This is a genomic window from Streptomyces sp. NPDC046379 (genome assembly GCF_055587785.1).
Map to the genome: position 1 here is coordinate 228102 of NZ_JBVJFP010000008.1, position 15788 is coordinate 243889.

The window sequence follows — 15788 nt, forward strand, 5'->3', positions numbered from 1 at the left end:
TCCGGTCATAGTGCCGAAGTCGCTTCCGGCCCTCGTTCGTACCGTGCTCAACTGGACGCGAGCCCAAGGCCGTCCGACCGTGCCGACCCCGGGCTCGCGCGACGCATCGCGCCTCTTCCGGCATCCGGAGGGAGTTCCCCTGTGCGTGTGACGAGGATCGCAGTCGCTGTGATCTTCATCGTCAACGGATTCGTCTACGGCTCCTGGGTGGGCCGCCTGCCCGCCCTCGCGGACCAGGTCGGCGCCGGAACCGGCCTCCTCGGGCTCGCACTGGTCGGCGTCACGATCGGCCTGACCACGGGAGCGCAGCTCTCCGGCCGCTTCTGCGCCCGATGGGGAGCACGCCGCGTCACGCTGCTCTCCGCCGCGCTGGTCTGCTGTCTGCTGCCCCTGCTGTCCCTGACACGAAACGCGGCCGAACTGGCGGCGAGCCTGTTCCTCATCGGATTCGTGGTCGGGCACCTCGACGTCTCCCAGAACGTCCTGGCCGTGCACGTCGTGGAGATGCTGCGGCGCCCGGTCATGCCGTCCTTCCACGCGGCGTTCAGCATCGGCGGCCTGCTGGGCTCGGGCAGCGCCGCCGTGGCGGCCGGACTGGACCGGGGGCCGGGCCCGCACTTCGTCCTGGTGTCCCTCCTCGGGCTCGGGGCGATCGCCGCGGTGGCCCGCCCCCTGCCCGACTCCCCGAAGGCGGCCGACCCGCAGGCGCCCGACGCGCCCGCCCCCAAGCGGTCCCCGGCCCGCGACCGCGCCCTGTGGCTGCTGGCGGCGATCGCCTTCTGCTCGGCGGTCGGAGAGGGCGCCGCGGCGAACTGGACGGCGATCTTCCTGGTCACCGAGCACCGGCTGGCCGAGTCCACGGCCGCGATCGGCTACTCCGCGTTCTCCATCGCCATGGCGGTGGCCCGCCTGGCCGGCGACCGGATCGAACGCCGGGCCGGCGCGCACACCCTGCTGGCCGCGAGCGGCCTGCTGGCGGGCTCCGGGTACCTGATCGCCGCCGCGGCCCCCCGGGCCGGTCTCAGTTTCGCGGGCTTCGTCCTCGCCGGTCTCGGCCTCGCCCTGGTCTTCCCGATCGCCCTCGGACAGGCCGGGGCGCTGGGCCGCGCCGCGCACGGCTCCGGCGGTGAGCGGGAGATCGCCTTCGTCTCGGGAATCGCGTACGTCGGCTTCGTCGTGGGACCGCCGGCCGTGGGCGCACTGGCCGAACGGACCTCGCTCGCCGTCGCGCTGGCGGTGGTGGCCGCGGCGGTCATGCAGATGGCGCCGACCGCGCGGCTGTTCCACAGACTCACGCGGCAGCGGTCCGCCCACGCCGAAACGCCGACCGACACCGCCGCCCGCTGACGCTTCACGGCTCCGGCCCGATCACGGGCGGCACACGCACGCCCATCGACGAAGACATGGAGACGTACCCCTATGTGCCCCTTGTCGACAAGCCCGCGCCCGTCCGGGAGGGAGCCGTCCCCCACCGGCCGCCTCTCGGTGGGCGTCGTGCACCTCGCCTTCGAGGGAATACAGGTCTTCTACGGCGGAATCGGCACGGTGATCCGCGGCCAGATCTCCACCCTCCCGGCCGTGGCATCCGCCCTCGCCGACCACGGCGTCGACCTCGTGCCGCACTTCGTGGAACTGGCGTACGGGCCCGATCATCCCCGCTTCGACCCGGTGGCGGCGGCCGAGTGGTCCGGCCGCATCACGGCGGCCGGCGGAACCTTCCACCGCGTGCCCAACTACACCACCGGCCGCGAGGCGCGCGGCTCCTGGGGCGTGCCTCCCCTCGGCGACTACCACAACTGGCAGGTGTCCTCGGCCGCCGCCGCGGGAGTGCTCCTCGACCTGGCGGCGCGCCACGACGTCACCGTGGCCTTCTGCCACGAAACCCCCTTCGTCCTCACCCCCGTCTACTCCCTCCTGCAGGCCGAGGCCGCCGGTGTGGACCTGACCGCGGTGTACGTGGCGCATTCCAGCGCGCTGCTGCACGAACTGCCGCTGCCCAACCCGGAGCGCCTGATGGCCGAGTCGCTCGCCGTCCACTGGCCGAAGGTGTGCGGCAGAGCACGCGTCGGGGTGATCAGCGACTACATGGGCGCCCATCTCAGGGCCGAGTACGGCGCCCGCGACGACACCCTGACCCCGGTCGGCAACGGCGTCGACCCGGCCGACCCCTGGTACGGACGCCGCCCCGAGGGTCGGCTGCGCGAGGTCCTCGCGCGGCACGGCGTCCCCCTCGACCGCGATCTCGTCGTCACCTTCGGCCGGGCGGTTCCGTACAAGCGGCACGATCTGCTGCTGCGGGCGGCGGCGCTGCTCGACGGGCGGGTGCACGCGGTGGCCATGAGCCACCCGGACAACTCCGCGCTGACCGCCCTCGCGGAACGCACCGGCGTGCCCTGCACCCTCCCCGTCTCCCACGACCGGGAACTGATGGCCTCCCTGCTGCAGTGGCCGCGCACGCGGGCCTGTGTGCTCTCGGCCGAGAACGAACCGTGCGGCATCATCCCGATGGAGGCCCGGCTGCTGGCCCGGGACGCCGGAGCACTGCTCGTCGTCTCGGACTCCGGAGGCTTCGTCGAACAGGTCTGCGACGGCGTCGACGCGTTCGTGCACCGCTCCGGCGACGCGGAGCATCTCGCGGACGTTCTGCGGGCGGTCCTCGCCCTGCCCGCGAAGGACGCGGCCGGGATCCGCCGCCGGGGCACGGAGCGCGTGCTGGAGAACCACCTGTGGCCCGCGCAGATCGTTCGCTCGCTGGCAGCGGTCGTGCCCCGGATCGCGACGGTGGCCGACACCCTGGTGGACGGGCTCACCGCACGGGCGCGGACCCGGCTGTCGGCGCGGTCCACGACCGTCTAGCCCCGTCACCGCGAGCCGACCTCGGCTGCGCCGCCTCGCGGACCTACCGTGCGACGGCGAGGACGAGCGACGCGACGGCCAGCCCCAGGTAGGCGCCGGGGAACGCGATGTTGTGGTGGACGCGAGCCCGGGCGTGCACGGCGACCGCGCCGACGAAGAACAGGACGAGACCGGCCGCGGCGGCGACGCCGACGACCGTGGCGCCCATCAGCCCCAGCGCGAGCCCGACGGCTCCCGCGGCCTTGAGGGCGGCGAGCCACGGCAGCCAGGACTGCGGCAGCCCCACCTCCGCGGAGTTGGCGAGGACGAACTCGGCCCGCGCGAGATCCGCGAGGGCGATCCCGGCATTGGCCAGCATCGTGACGGCGGTGACGGCGACGTAGACGGCGTACACGGAAGGGGACTCGCTTTCGGTGGAGTGCTCGGTGCCGGGCGATCGGCGAGGAGGGTGAGCGAGGGCGGGGCCCGCCTCCCGCTCACCGTGGCAAGCCTTCCGGGCCCCTCTGGCGGCGTCCAATACCTGCGGCCATAACCTGACGGCATGGACGTGGACACGCGCCTCCTGCGCTACTTCGTCGCCGTGGCCGAGGAAGGAACCCTCACCCGTGCCGCGGAGCGGCTGTACGTGTCCCAGCCGGCGCTGACCAAACAGATCAAGCAGTTGGAAACCCGGTTGGGACTACGCCTGTTCACGCGCTCGCGCACCGGCATGGCGCTCACCGAGGCGGGCCGGGCCCTGCGGGAGCGGACCCCCGCCCTGCTGGCCGACTGGGACCTGGCACTGCGCGAGACCCGGCGCGCGGACGGGCGCGCGGCCCGTGTGCTGCGGGTCGGCTTCCTGGCCAGCGCCGCCAACGAGGCGACGGTGCGCATCGTCGAGGACTTCACCCGGCGCCGGCCCGACTGGCGGGTGGAGATGCGGCAAGGACCCTGGTCGGATCCGAGTGCCGGGCTCGCCGAGGGGGTCGTCGACGTGGCCCTGCTACGGCTGCCCTTCCCCGGCCAGGACACGCTGCGCACGGTGACGCTGTTCACCGAGCCCCGCTGGGTCGCCCTCCCCGCCGGACACCGCCTGGCCGTGGCAGAGGTGATCCCCTTCCGGGACCTGTGGGACGAGCCGTTCGTGGCCGCCCCGCCGGAGTCGGGCCGGTGGCGCGACCACTGGCTGGCCGCCGACGAACGCGAGGGCCGCCCGGTGCGCGTCGGCGCCGTCGCCGACCGGCCGGACGACTGGCTCAGCGCCGTCGCCAACGGCTACGGCGTGGCCCTGGCCCCCGCGTCCGCCGCCCGCTTCTACGCCCGCCCCGGCATCGTCTACCGCCCCGTCAGCGGCGTCAGCCCCAGCCGGGCCGGCGTCGCATGGGCCCCCTCCGACGACGCCAGTCCCGTGGTCCAGGACTTCGTCCGCTGCTGCGTGGACAACGCACCGCAGGTGGAGCAAGAGGCCACGTGATCCGCCGGGCGGATGCCGCTGTCCCTCCGTGCGTGGCTCTGCGTCGAGCTTCACGGCATCGCACATCGGGCGTCGCACATCGGGGCCTCGCACCCACACCATTTCGAGCAGGACCGAAAAGGTTGTCCGGTCGGGACCACGACAGCGAGCATCAGGGGTGAACGGCGGGCCCGGGACGGACCACACCGCGCAGACCACGCGGACCGCGGGCCGCGCACATCCAGCACACCGACACCGGGGAGAGACCCATGCCCGTGCCCGTGCGCAGCAGGCTCGCCCACGTCATGGGGTGGCTGATCCTGCTGGCCACCCTCCTCGGCGCAGCCGCGGCCGACGTGCACGCCGACGACTCGCGGTCCGCGACCGTGCAGGCGCCGCCCGGAGTGACGGCGGGAGTCGCCGTCTACGACCGCCGGACGAACACCTTCACCGAACAGCACGACACGCACCTGCAGTTCAGGTCCGCCTCCGTGGTCAAACTGCTCATCGCGCTCGACCACCTGTGGAACAGGGGCCCGCAGTACACCCTCACGGCAACCGACCGGGCACGGTTCGACGCGATGCTGCGCAGCAGTGACGACGCCGCGGCCGGCCACTACTGGTCGGCGAACGGCGGCTCGGCGATCGTCCACCGGATGATCGCGCGTCTGGGACTCGTGGACACCGCGGGACCGCCCGCCGGTTACCCCGACGTCTGGGGCTACACCGCGCTGTCGGCGGCCGACACCGTGCGGATCTACCGCTGGATCCTCGACAGCGCTCCGGCCCCCGTCCGTGACCTCGTCATGGGGAACCTGCGGCGGTCCACACGGTGCGGCACGGACGGCTTCGACCAACGTTTCGGGATTCCGGCGACGTTCGAGGCGCCGTGGGCCGTGAAGCAGGGCTGGGCCGGTTTCGGGACCGCCGGAGACTGCACCGACACGTCCGCGACCGTGGCGGGGACGACGAAGAACGCGGCCCGGTCGGCCGACGTGGACCTCACGCAGAGGGCGCTGCACACCACCGGCACCGTCGGCGCCGACGACCGCTCGATCGTCGCCGTCTACACCCTGCAACCGCAGACCACGACGTTCGGCGCCGCGTACACGAACGTGAACCGGCTGGTGCGTTCCCTCGATGTCACCGCAGGCGTCGAGCGGACGGGGACCTGGTTCGGCACCTGGGGTTCGGAGGTCCGTGTCCGCGCCGACGCGACGACCGGCTCCACCACGCTCACCCGGCTCCCCGCGGGGGTGGAGGTGCTGGTCGGCTGCCAGAAGCAGGGCCAGCGGGTCGAGGTGCCGCCCTACTCCAACGACTGGTGGGCCTATGTGCCCCTGTACGGCGGCTACGTCACCAACATCTACATGAGCTCACCGGACAACGAGCTCCCCGGCGTTCCCGTCTGCTGACGCCAGGGCCGGGGGCGTCGAGGTCAGGAGTCGGCAACGGTCATGTGACTCGTCGAACCGCCCTCCTCGGTGGGACCGCCCGTGGCGATCGATGTGCCGAACTCCACGGATCGGGTCAGCCACGATGAGTTCACCGTCCTCGAACGGTCTACCCGCTGACACGACCGTTCTCGACAGGAGTGCCATGTCCACCATCCAGCCCGTGATCCTGACCGCCGACCAGGACGTCCTGGTCGGCTTCTACACGGAACTGTTCGGCGCCGAGGAGATCTTCCGGGTACCGGCGCAGGGCCCGGCCTTCTACCTCGGCCTGCGCATCGGCGACACCGACCTCGGGCTGGTGGCCAAGGAGGACGCGGCGGCCGGGGCGGCGCCGCGGATCCTGCTCAGCATCGGCGTCGACGACGTCGACGCGACGCTCGGCCGGGTGGAGGCCCTGGGCGGCTCGGTCAGCGGCGGCCCCAACGACATGCCGTGGGGACAGCGAGTCGCCCACATCAAGGACCCCGACGGCAACCCGGTCAACCTCACCCAGCCCATTCCGGCCCGGTGAGGCTGCTGCGGGGGCGTGTGCCGATCGCGGGCTGCCTGCGGTAGGGAAGGGGATGCCGTCGAGCGGGACGGCGTCCCCGCCACGCGAGGAAGAGGCGTGCCGGGACGTCGGCCCGACCGGACGGAGTGGCTTCCTGCCCGTCGAACACCCGGATCAGGCGAACGCCGGCATGATCCGCTCGCTGATCAGCCGCAACTGGGTGTCGACGTCGGCGGCTTCCGCGAGGTCGCGGCCGGTGAACGCCTTGACCAGGGCGCGATCGGTGACCGCGCAGATCATGTGGTTCACGCCGCTGGGCGCGATGTCCTGCTGGATCTTCTCCAGGCACTCCTCGGGCGTGCCCGAGACCGACAGCCGCTCGGCGACCTCCGGGGAGGTCAGTTCGATGCCCCGGGCCAGATCTCCCGCGCCGATCGCGTCGATGACCGGCTTCAGCTCGGCCGGGTCCACGCCGTTGCGGCGCAGCTGCTCCTCCGGCATGGACGACGCGTAGATGCCGACCATGCTGCGCGCCGCCTCCTTGGCCACCGCGGAGTCCGGGCCGGTCGCGAAGACCACCCACGCGCCGATGTCCAGCGTCCGCCAGTCCTTGCCCGCGCGTTCCGCGCCCACCCGGATGTGCCGTACGGCGTAGTCGTAAGCCTCACGGGTGTAGCTCAGGGCATGGTGGCAGCCGTCCGACAACTCACCCGCCGCCTCGAAGGACTTGGGGCCGCGCATCGCGCCCAGCTTGAGCGGCAGACGCTCCTGCACCGGGCGGGCGAACGTGAACAGGCCGTCGTAGGAGAAGAACTCACCGTCGTGCGTGATGGCCCCCTCGTCGAGGAAGGTGCGCATCACGTGCAGCGCCTCCTTGACGCGGGACAAGGGCTTGGTACGAGCCCAGTCGATGCGGTACTGGGCGAGCAGACCGAAGTTGCCGCTGGACAGGACGCCTTCCGCGCGTCCGCCGGTCAGCTCGTCCAGCGTGGCGAGGGCCTGCGCGATCAGCGTCGGTTCGCGCAGCGTCACGGGGGAGACGCTCGGACCGAGCCGGATCCGGCTGGTCTGTCCGGCCGCCGCGGCGAACAGCAGCCACAGGTCCTTGTGCCAGGTCTCGTCCGCGGCGTAGCAGGCGTGGAAGCCGAGTTCGTCGGCGAGCCGGATGGACTCCAGGGACTCGGCGAGCGGGTAGTCGGGGAGCATGGCATAACTGAACTTCACGGGCACCGCCTTCTGTGGAGGAACAGGATGTCGAGCGCCGTGATCGGGCAACCTCGATCATGTGAGGCCCGGACCTCACTGTCCAGCCGTTTCGCGCCGTATCGGGGGCGCACGCGGAAGCACCCCGTCGCCTTCGCGCGCGACGTGCACGCCCCCTGCTCCAGACGTCGCACGGAGGGCCGCCAGGGCGGTCGCCCACCCGCCCGGCACCCCCCTGGCGGAAGAGGCGACCGTGCCGCGGCGGCTCGAAGGGCGGCTCGAAGGGCGGCTCGAAGGGCGGCACGGGGGCGGACTCGCCCTCGCCCCGTGGCAGCGGTGACCGGGCAGGTGAGGGGGCCCGCGAGAGCCCGGCCCACGGGTGAGCGGCCGGCCGAGGGGTACTCCGCAGAGGACCGGGGCCATCGGGTCCGAACGAGGTCATGACCGCTTCGGAGGGGATCACGTCCATGGATCCGTCCCTCGACGACTCCCTGCACATCCACTTCATCGGCAACGCCACCCTGCTGCTGCGGTACCGTGAACTGACTCTGCTCACCGACCCGAACTTCCTCCACCGCGGGCAGTACGCCCACCTCGGCTACGGACTGGTCAGCCGGCGTCTCACCGAGCCCGCCCTCGACCCGCGCGACCTGCCTTCACTCGACGCCGTGCTCCTGTCCCACCTGCACGGCGACCACTGGGACCGGCGTGCCAGGCGCCATCTGCCCCGCTCGTTGCCCGTTCTCACCACCCCGCACGCCTCCCGGCGGCTGCAGGGCGTGCACGGGTTCCACCGGGCCGTGGGGTTGCGCACCTGGCAGGAGGAGACCGTCCGGCGCACGGGCACACAGGTCCGGGTCACCGCACTGCCGGGTCGCCACGCCGGCCACCCGGCCCTCCGGCGGCTCCTGCCACCGGTGATGGGCAGCCTGCTGGAGTTCGGCCCGGTCGACGGACCCCCGCGGCACCGCCTCTACATCTCCGGAGACACCCTGCTCTTCGACGGCCTGGAGGAGATCGCCCGCCGCTGCCCCGTGCCGGACCTGGCCGTGCTGCACCTGGGCGGCACGAGGCTGCCCGGCGGCTTCGTCGTGACCATGGACGGGCGGCAGGGGGCGGACCTCGCCCGCCGTCTGGACCCGCGGCTGATCCTGCCGGTGCACTACGGCGACTACACCGTCTTCCGCTCGCCGCTCGACGACTTCCTCGCCGAGGCCGACCGGGCCGGACTCGCCGACCGGATCGTGCACTGCCGCCACGGTCAGCGGGCGGTGGTCCCGCCAGGGGGCGGCCCGCCCGTCGTGACGGGAGGCGCAGACCGTCCCGTCGGACAGGGCGAGGGATGACCCGGAACACCATGGTGCGGGTGGGACGAGCGGCTCGTCGACGTCCGTGGCGCGGCCTCCGCCGTGGGCATCACCGTCGAAGCCCTTCCGGTCGTGATGGTGACCATCAGTACGGGGACCCCCGAGACCGCGCCCGTGAAGCGGCCCGGCGCGGTCTCGGCCGACCGGACGGCACGGCATGCGTCGCGTCGGCCGTCGAGTGACGGCGCTCCGGCGAGCGGTCAGGACACGGCGGCGATGACGGCGTGGGCCGTCGCCCGCTCGTCTGCCGCATGGGGGTGGAAGGGTGCGGCGGCGCTCGTGAGGAGCGGCCCCGTCCACCGGGTGCCCCGCGATGTGCGGACGTGGTGGCCGGCCGCAGGCTCCCCGTCGTCCAGGGGAGACGTCCCCAGGCTGCGCACCGCGACGGGGCCGACGCGGTCGTGCACGACGTGAAGGGGGGACGTGCGGAGCCGGCGCGCCGGTCCAGTACCCAGCCGGCCGTCAGTCCCTCCCGCGCAATCCACACGGCGTTACCGGGACCCGCCGCGCACGGCGGGACTGCGGATTGCCGGGCGTCGCCTCAACCCGACGCCGCGGGTTCGCCGCCGGGGCCGTCCGGCGCGTCCTCGGCGGTCCGGACGGCCAGAGCGTCGGCCACCGTGGCATGGACGGGCAGCAACTCGGAGACGCCGGTCATGGTCACCATGCGCGCCAGCCGGTCCGGGACACCGGCGAGACGGATCGAACCGCCCGCCGCCTGCGTCGCGTGCAGCAGGGCGATGAGCGTGCTCAGACCGGACGAGTCGACGAAGTCCACTCCCGCCAGATCCAGGACGAGGTGCGGAACGTCCCGTCCCACGGCGTTCGTGGCGTACGCGCGCAGGGAGCGCGCCGTGTGCAGGTCCACGTCACCGATGACGCCGACGACCGCGGTGCGGTCCTCGTGGTACCGGACGGACAGCCCGAGCAGACCGGTCACGCGCTCACCCTTCCCCGTGCGGTTGTCCGGGCCTCGCGCGTGGTCGTCTCCACGGCGGCGGTCACGGTCCCGGCACCTCGTCGACGCCGTGGACGGCGACCAGTCCGGCGAGACCGGAAATGGCGAGAACGGGCTCCAGCAGCGGCGGGACGACGAGTTCCAGCCGGTCGGCGTGGGAGAACAGCACGCTCAGTCCGGCGCTGTCCAGGTACTCCACGGCGGTCAGGTCCAGGAGGAGGGGACCGGGAACGCCGTCGAGGGCCTCGGCGAGCAGGGCGGCGTTGCTCATGTCGATCTCGCCGCTGACCGCGAGCCGGGCGGTGCCGTCGGGCCGCCGTCCTGGCGCGAGGGTGAGCGAAGTGGTCATCCAGCGATCCTCATCTGCATGTCGACGGTGGTTCCGCACGGGCCGGGAGTGATGGCGACCTGCTGCATCAGCGCCCGCATGATGGCCACGCCCCGGCCGCGATGGGGGGCGAGGCCGGGCTGCGGGTCCTTCCATCGTCCGCTGTCGGCGACCGTCAGGCGCAAAGTGTCCACGGTCGCCTCGGCACGCAGGTGCACGGCATCCCCAGGAGTGTGCCGGTGGCCGTGCTCGATCGCGTTGGCGCACGCCTCCCCGGCCGCGACGAGGACGTTCTGCACGGTTTCCGTGGGCAGGTCGCACTGGGCGAGCCAGCCGCGCAGCGCCTTGCGGACCGGTGCGAGCTGGGCGGACTCGGCGGGGAAGGACACCTCCAACGGCGCCGGATGACGGTAGAGCAGCAGCGCCACGTCGTCGTCGTAGCCGCCCGCGGGCGCGAGCCGCGACATCACCTTGGTGGCGAGGTCGTCGACGGACGCGTCGCGGCCCTCCTGCACGGCCTCGCCGGCCCGGTCGATCCCGACGTGCAACGGGAGCCGACGCCGCTCGACGAGCCCGTCGGTGTACAGCAGGAGTGTGGCCCGCGCGGGCAGGACGCACGCGGCCTCCGGGCGCTGGACGCCCGGCCGCACCGCCAGGGGCAGCGAACGCCCCCCGTCCAGCAGCCTGTTGGCGCCGTCGGGGAGCGCGAGGACGCCCGGCGGATGACCTGCGCTGGAATAGGTCAGCTCGCCCGTCGAGGGATCGAGGACACCGCAGAACACGGTCGTGCACAGCGCGCCCGGCACGCTCGCGGCGAACTGGTCGAGCGCCATCAGCGTCCGCGCCGGGCTGCGGTCCTGCAGCATCAGCGCTCGGCAGGCGCTGCGCAGCTGTCCCATGACACTGGCCGCTTCCAGGCCCCGTCCGACGCAGTCGCCCACCACGATGCCGATCCGCCCGTCCGGAAGCGCGACGGTGTCGTACCAGTCGCCCCCCACCTCCAGCGGGCGGGTGGCCGGCTCGTACCGCACCGCGAACCCCTCGGGGAGCCGGGCCGGACCCAGGATGGCCCGCTGCAGCGCGATCGCGGTCTCGCGCTGCTGGTCGATCTGGTGCGCCCGCACCAGCCCCTGCGCGAGGTGGCCGGCCAGCAGCGAGAGCAGGACTCGGTCCTCGGAGGTGAAGGGCCGGCGCTCGCCCAGATCGATCCACAGGGCCAACGGGCCGTCGGGGTGTTCCAGCAGGACCCCGGCGCCGGTTCCCTCGGCCACCGGGGTCAGCAGCGTCCGGCCGCGCAGATCCGCCAGTGCCTCCCGGCGCTCCGCCGGCAGCTCCTCCCACCGCAGGTCCGCGTCCGTGGACGTGAGGACCGGTACGCCGCCGTGGGCGAAGACGGCGGCCACCACGCGCCGCGCGTGCCACAGGGTCTTCAGCTCGGCGAGGGCGCCGGACAGCGCCTCGGACACACTGGCCGACCTCGACAGGGCTGTGCTCAGTGCGCCCAGCGCCGTCTCCCGCTGGACGGCGTAGTGCTCGGCGGTCACGTCGCGGAAGGTGCCGACGGCGACCCGGCGCCCGGTGTCGGGGTCCTGCGCCCAGGTGTGGGTGACGGCCACCCAGAGACGATGCCCGTCGCGGTGGGTGACGGGCACGGTGGCCGAGCCCCGCGGACGCTCCATCAGCCCGGCGAAGGCGTCGTCGGCAAGGCGGCGCGCCTCGGGGTCGTCGGCCGCGTCCGGCCACCACGGGTGGACCGGCGCGTACGGAAGGTCCTCGGGGCCGTAGCCGAGGATGTCGGTGAAGGCGGAGTTGACCTCCACGACGGACCCCGACTCGTCGCAGACGAAGAACGCCTCCTGGAGGGAGTCGATCAGCGCCGTCCGCCAGCGGAGGTGATGGGTGCGCAGCCTTGCCAGTTCGACGTTCACCCGCACCCGTGCCAGGAACTCGGCGGCGGCGAAGGGTTTGACCAGGTAGTCGTCGGCGCCCGCGTGCAAGCCCTCGATCGACGCCTCCTGCCCGGCCCGGGCCGACAGCAGCAGCACCGGCACCGACGCGGTACGCGCATCGCCGCGCAGCCGTGCCACCAGTTCCAGTCCGTCCAGCCCCGGCATCATCACGTCGCTGACGACCAGGTCGGGAGTCTCACGGCGGATCGAGCGGAGGGCCGCGACTCCGTCGGTGACGGCGGTGACCTCGTATCCCGAGGACGTCAGGAGGCGGGCGAGGTACTCGCGCATGTCGGCGTTGTCGTCGGCCACCAGCACCCGGGTGCCGGCGGCGGGTCCCGGACCGGACACGGCGGCGTGCACGTCGGTGCGTGCCGGGGCGCCCGCCTCGGCGTCACCCGCCGGCAGCCAGCGCAGGGCCTCCTCCACGTAGGGCTCTACGGTGACGGAGGCCGCGGTGCCGCCCGTCCGGGACACCACGTACTCCGGAGGCAGATGAGAGGTTCCGAACGGCAGCCGGACGGTGAAGACGCTGCCTTCCCCTTCCTTGCTCGCGGCGGTGATCACCCCGCCGTGCAGACCCACCAGCTCCCGCACCAGAGCCAGCCCGATGCCGCTGCCCTCGTTGGAGCGGGAGCGGGCGTCGGCGATGCGGTGGAACCGCTCGAACAGCCGCGGCATCTCCGCCTCCGGCACACCGACCCCGCTGTCGGCGACGACGACCTCGGCGTAGGAACCCTCCCGGCGCACACCGACGCGGATCGAACCGTCGAAGGTGAACTTCAGCGCGTTGCTCAGCAGATTGAGGACCACCTTCTCCCACATGCCGCGGTCGACGTACACCGGCTCGTCCAGAGGCTCGCAGTCCACGTCGAAGGCCAGCCCGGCACGTTCCACGGCGGACCGGAAGACGCTGGCCAGCTCCGCGGTGACCACCGCGAGATCCACCGGCTCGTAGCGGGCCTGCATGCGCCCCGCCTCGATGCGGGAGAAGTCCAGCAGCGTGTTGACCAGCTTGCCCAGGCGCAACCCGTTGCGGTGGATGACGTCGAGTTCCCGCCGCACGGGCTCCGGTCCGTCGGCGAACCGGCCGCGCAGCTCCTCCACGGGCCCCATGATCAACGTCAGCGGGGTGCGGAACTCGTGACTGATGTTGGAGAAGAAGGCGGTCTTGGCCCGGTCCAGTTCCGTCAGCTCCTCGGCCCGCCGCTGCTGCGCCTGGTAGCTCCGGGCGCTGCCGAGGCCGGAGGCGATGTGTCCCGCCGTGAGCTCGACGAACCCCCGGTAACTGTCGTCCAGGACCCGGTACCGGTTGAGCGCCGCGACGAGGAAGCCGTAAGGGGCGCTGCCCTGCTGCAGCAGGGGGACCACCAGGGCCTGCTCGGGCGGCCGGGGCCAGTCCCCACAGGGCAGACCGGTGAAGCGGTCAGCAGTCAGGGGCACGAGGGCCGTCTCGCCCCCGGCCAGGGCCGCGGCCGGCCACAGGGAGCCGGGGTCGCCGAGTTCCAGCTCGGCCGGTGCGGCCGGATGGCCCGGCGTGATACCGGCCGCACCGGACAGCCGGGCGACGTCGCCGTCGAACAGATAGGTGAGGGTGAACGGCAGGTCCTGCCGGTTCCCGGCCAGCTGCCGGTCGGCGAAGGCCAGCACCTCCTCCTCCGTGCGGATCACGCTCGGGTCCGACCCCAGGTCCCGCAGCGTGGCCATCCGCCGCTCGCCGATCACCCGTTCGGTGTCCTCGCTGACCACGCACAGCATGCCCACGACGTCACCGGTGTCGTCCCGCAGCGGGCTGTAGGAGAAGGTGTGGTACGTCTCCTCGCTGTAGCCGGACCGCTCCAGGAACAGCAGCAGGCCCTCGTCCCAGGTGGCCTCGCCCGTGCCGAGGACCGCTTCGATGCGCGGGCCGATGTCGTCCCAGATCTCCGCCCACACCTCGTTCGCCGGGCGTCCCAGCGCCCACGGGTACTTGCGGCCGAGGGTGTCGCGCCGGTAGGCGGCGTTGCAGAAGAACGTCAGCTGCTCGCCCCAGGCCATCCACATGGGAAACCGGGAGGACAGCAGGATGCTGACGGCCGTCTGCAGGCTCTGCGGCCACTCCCGCGGTCGGCCGAGGGGAGTGGCGTCCCAGTCCACGCGCGCGAGATCACGGCCCACCTCCCGGTCGGCGGCGAACACGTCACCGTCGGCCGAAGCGGGCAGCGGCCCTCGCTCATCCCCGCCCGAACACTCCACGCGACACCTGTCCCCTCGTTCCGGCCCACCCCGGTGGCCGTCCCCGTGCCCAGCGAGCCGCACGGCCGTCCCGCGGCCATGCGCCTTTGCCTGTCTCTGCCCCGGATCCGCCGTCCGACGCCGGAAACCGCCCCGGCATTTCACCGTCCCCGGCGACGCCGCCGACGACCCTGGGCATCGGGCGTCCCGCTTCCCCGGACGCCGCCCGGCACGCCCGGGTCCATGCCTGCTCCAGCGTACTGACCAGGCACTACGGCCGTCGGGGTGATGCTGCCGAGACTCGGGGAAGAAGGTGCGCCAGTCGATGGGAGGTCGCTGTGCAGGGTGGAGATCTGGAACTGGGTCAGCTGCTGGCCGCCGCGGAGGCGGCGCCGCCGGGTGAGTCCGTCGACGTGGTGGCACGGGACCTGCAGAAGCGGTTCGGTGCGGCGCGCGTGTCCTTCCTGTTCGCCGACCTCATCGGCCGGCGGCTGGTGCGCCTCGCCGCGGTCAGCGGCGACGCCGCGGACGACTCCGGGCCGATCGAGCTGCGGGACAGCGTCTACGACAGCGTTCTGCGCAGTCAGCGCCAGCACGTGGAACCTGAAGAGCAGGGCGGATGGCGCGTCATCACGCCGGTCACCAACCGGGGCGACTGCATCGGCGTTCTGGAGGTGTCCCTGCAGTCCCTCGACGACACCGTGCTCCGTCAGGTGCGCGAGGCCGCACACGCTCTGGCGTACATCATCGTCACGGACCGCCGCTTCACCGACCTGTACCACCTGGGCCGGCGCACCACCGAGACCAGCCTGGCCGCCGAGATCCAGCACCAGCTGCTTCCCTCGTCCCCCTGCTGCGAGGCGGCCCAGTTCACCCTCGCGGCCGGCCTGATCCCGGCCGACGACATCGGCGGCGACACCTACGACTACACCCTCGACCGGGACACGCTGCACCTGTCCATCACCGACGCCATGGGCCATGACACGAACTCGGCTCTGCTGGCCACCCTGCTCGTCGGCGCGTTGCGCAGGGCGCGCCGCAGCGGGTGCGACGCGCTCAAGCAGGCTCACCACGCCCACCAGGCCCTGTTGGCGCACAGCCGGGGCCTGGCCACCGGGCAACTGCTGTGCGTCAAGCTCGGAACAGGGCTCTGCGAACTGGTCAACGCCGGACATCCGCGGCCCCTTCGGCTGCGCGACGGCTCGGTCGAGGAGATAAGACTCGCGGTCAATCTGCCCTTCGGCGTGGCGGCGCCCACCTCCTACCGCGTACAGCAACTGCACCTGCTTCCCGGAGACCGCCTGATCCTGCTCACCGACGGGATGCAGGAGCGCGGCGCCGCGGCCGTCGACCTGGCCTCGATCGCCCTGGACACCCGCTCGCTGCACCCGAGAGAGGCCGTCCGCAGTCTGACCACCGCTGTGCTCGACGCGTGCCATGGCAACCTCAGCGACGACGCCACGGTGCTGATACTCGACTGGCACGGCAATGGCCGGGACGCGGACGAGCCGGATGCACCCCACTGAGCCGGCGG

The 15788-nt window shown here is 72.7% G+C and carries 12 protein-coding genes; 7 read left to right on the forward strand and 5 right to left on the reverse strand.

Annotated elements, in window-relative coordinates; translation table 11 throughout:
- Window positions 1–147: 147 nt before the first annotated feature.
- Window positions 148–1347 (forward strand): MFS transporter, encoded by a 1200-nt coding sequence (locus tag ACZ6KF_RS16725; protein ID WP_469239016.1) that lies wholly within the window; start codon window positions 148–150, stop codon window positions 1345–1347.
- Between the two features lie 81 nt (window positions 1348–1428).
- The gene (locus tag ACZ6KF_RS16730) at window positions 1429–2856 is read left to right on the forward strand and encodes a glycosyltransferase family 4 protein (protein WP_469239018.1); all 1428 of its coding nucleotides are present in this window, start codon (window positions 1429–1431) and stop codon (window positions 2854–2856) included.
- A 43-nt stretch (window positions 2857–2899) separates the two neighbouring features.
- Here ACZ6KF_RS16730 and ACZ6KF_RS16735 read toward each other — a convergent pair whose 3' ends face one another.
- Complete coding sequence (locus ACZ6KF_RS16735) at window positions 2900–3250, reverse strand: DoxX family protein (protein WP_356628708.1); 351 nt, start codon at window positions 3248–3250, stop codon at window positions 2900–2902.
- 147 nt (window positions 3251–3397) lie between these two features.
- Here ACZ6KF_RS16735 and ACZ6KF_RS16740 point away from each other — a divergent pair, with 147 nt between their 5' ends.
- From ACZ6KF_RS16740 to ACZ6KF_RS16750, 3 genes are all read left to right on the forward strand, one after another.
- Window positions 3398–4309: a LysR family transcriptional regulator gene (locus ACZ6KF_RS16740; RefSeq protein WP_469239020.1), complete on the forward strand. Its 912-nt coding sequence runs from the start codon at window positions 3398–3400 to the stop codon at window positions 4307–4309.
- A 248-nt stretch (window positions 4310–4557) separates the two neighbouring features.
- Complete coding sequence (locus ACZ6KF_RS16745; RefSeq protein WP_469239022.1) at window positions 4558–5703, forward strand: hypothetical protein; 1146 nt, start codon at window positions 4558–4560, stop codon at window positions 5701–5703.
- A 184-nt stretch (window positions 5704–5887) separates the two neighbouring features.
- Window positions 5888–6256, forward strand: coding sequence for a VOC family protein (locus tag ACZ6KF_RS16750; protein WP_356628714.1), 369 nt, complete (start codon window positions 5888–5890; stop codon window positions 6254–6256).
- A gap of 153 nt (window positions 6257–6409) precedes the next feature.
- On the opposite strand, the gene ACZ6KF_RS16755 is transcribed toward ACZ6KF_RS16750, so the two are convergent.
- Entirely contained in the window at window positions 6410–7459 is a 1050-nt protein-coding gene (locus ACZ6KF_RS16755) for an LLM class flavin-dependent oxidoreductase (protein ID WP_356628716.1), read from the reverse strand.
- A gap of 419 nt (window positions 7460–7878) precedes the next feature.
- Between ACZ6KF_RS16755 and ACZ6KF_RS16760 the strand changes: the two genes are divergently transcribed.
- The gene (locus tag ACZ6KF_RS16760; RefSeq protein WP_469159208.1) at window positions 7879–8784 is read left to right on the forward strand and encodes an MBL fold metallo-hydrolase; all 906 of its coding nucleotides are present in this window, start codon (window positions 7879–7881) and stop codon (window positions 8782–8784) included.
- A gap of 562 nt (window positions 8785–9346) precedes the next feature.
- Here the strand turns inward: ACZ6KF_RS16760 and ACZ6KF_RS16765 are convergent.
- From ACZ6KF_RS16765 to ACZ6KF_RS16775, 3 genes are all read right to left on the reverse strand, one after another.
- Window positions 9347–9745, reverse strand: a complete 399-nt coding sequence (locus tag ACZ6KF_RS16765) for an STAS domain-containing protein (protein ID WP_469159207.1) — start codon at window positions 9743–9745, stop codon at window positions 9347–9349.
- 61 nt (window positions 9746–9806) lie between these two features.
- Window positions 9807–10112, reverse strand: coding sequence for an STAS domain-containing protein (locus ACZ6KF_RS16770; RefSeq protein ID WP_356628720.1), 306 nt, complete (start codon window positions 10110–10112; stop codon window positions 9807–9809).
- Window positions 10109–14218: a SpoIIE family protein phosphatase gene (locus ACZ6KF_RS16775; protein WP_469239024.1), complete on the reverse strand. Its 4110-nt coding sequence runs from the start codon at window positions 14216–14218 to the stop codon at window positions 10109–10111. Before ACZ6KF_RS16775 ends, ACZ6KF_RS16770 begins: the two co-directional genes overlap by 4 nt.
- 374 nt (window positions 14219–14592) lie before the next feature.
- Between ACZ6KF_RS16775 and ACZ6KF_RS16780 the strand changes: the two genes are divergently transcribed.
- Window positions 14593–15780, forward strand: coding sequence for a PP2C family protein-serine/threonine phosphatase (locus ACZ6KF_RS16780; RefSeq protein WP_356628724.1), 1188 nt, complete (start codon window positions 14593–14595; stop codon window positions 15778–15780).
- Window positions 15781–15788 lie beyond the last annotated feature (8 nt).

Bases quoted from the DNA above. Each gene is read 5' to 3' on its own strand.
- ACZ6KF_RS16770 (WP_356628720.1), bottom strand. From the start codon at position 10,112: ATGACCACTTCGCTCACCCTCGCGCCAGGACGGCGGCCCGACGGCACC.
- ACZ6KF_RS16750 (WP_356628714.1), top strand. From the start codon at position 5,888: ATGTCCACCATCCAGCCCGTGATCCTGACCGCCGACCAGGACGTCCTG.
- ACZ6KF_RS16740 (WP_469239020.1), top strand. From the start codon at position 3,398: ATGGACGTGGACACGCGCCTCCTGCGCTACTTCGTCGCCGTGGCCGAG.
- ACZ6KF_RS16760 (WP_469159208.1), top strand. From the start codon at position 7,879: ATGACCGCTTCGGAGGGGATCACGTCCATGGATCCGTCCCTCGACGAC.
- ACZ6KF_RS16745 (WP_469239022.1), top strand. From the start codon at position 4,558: ATGCCCGTGCCCGTGCGCAGCAGGCTCGCCCACGTCATGGGGTGGCTG.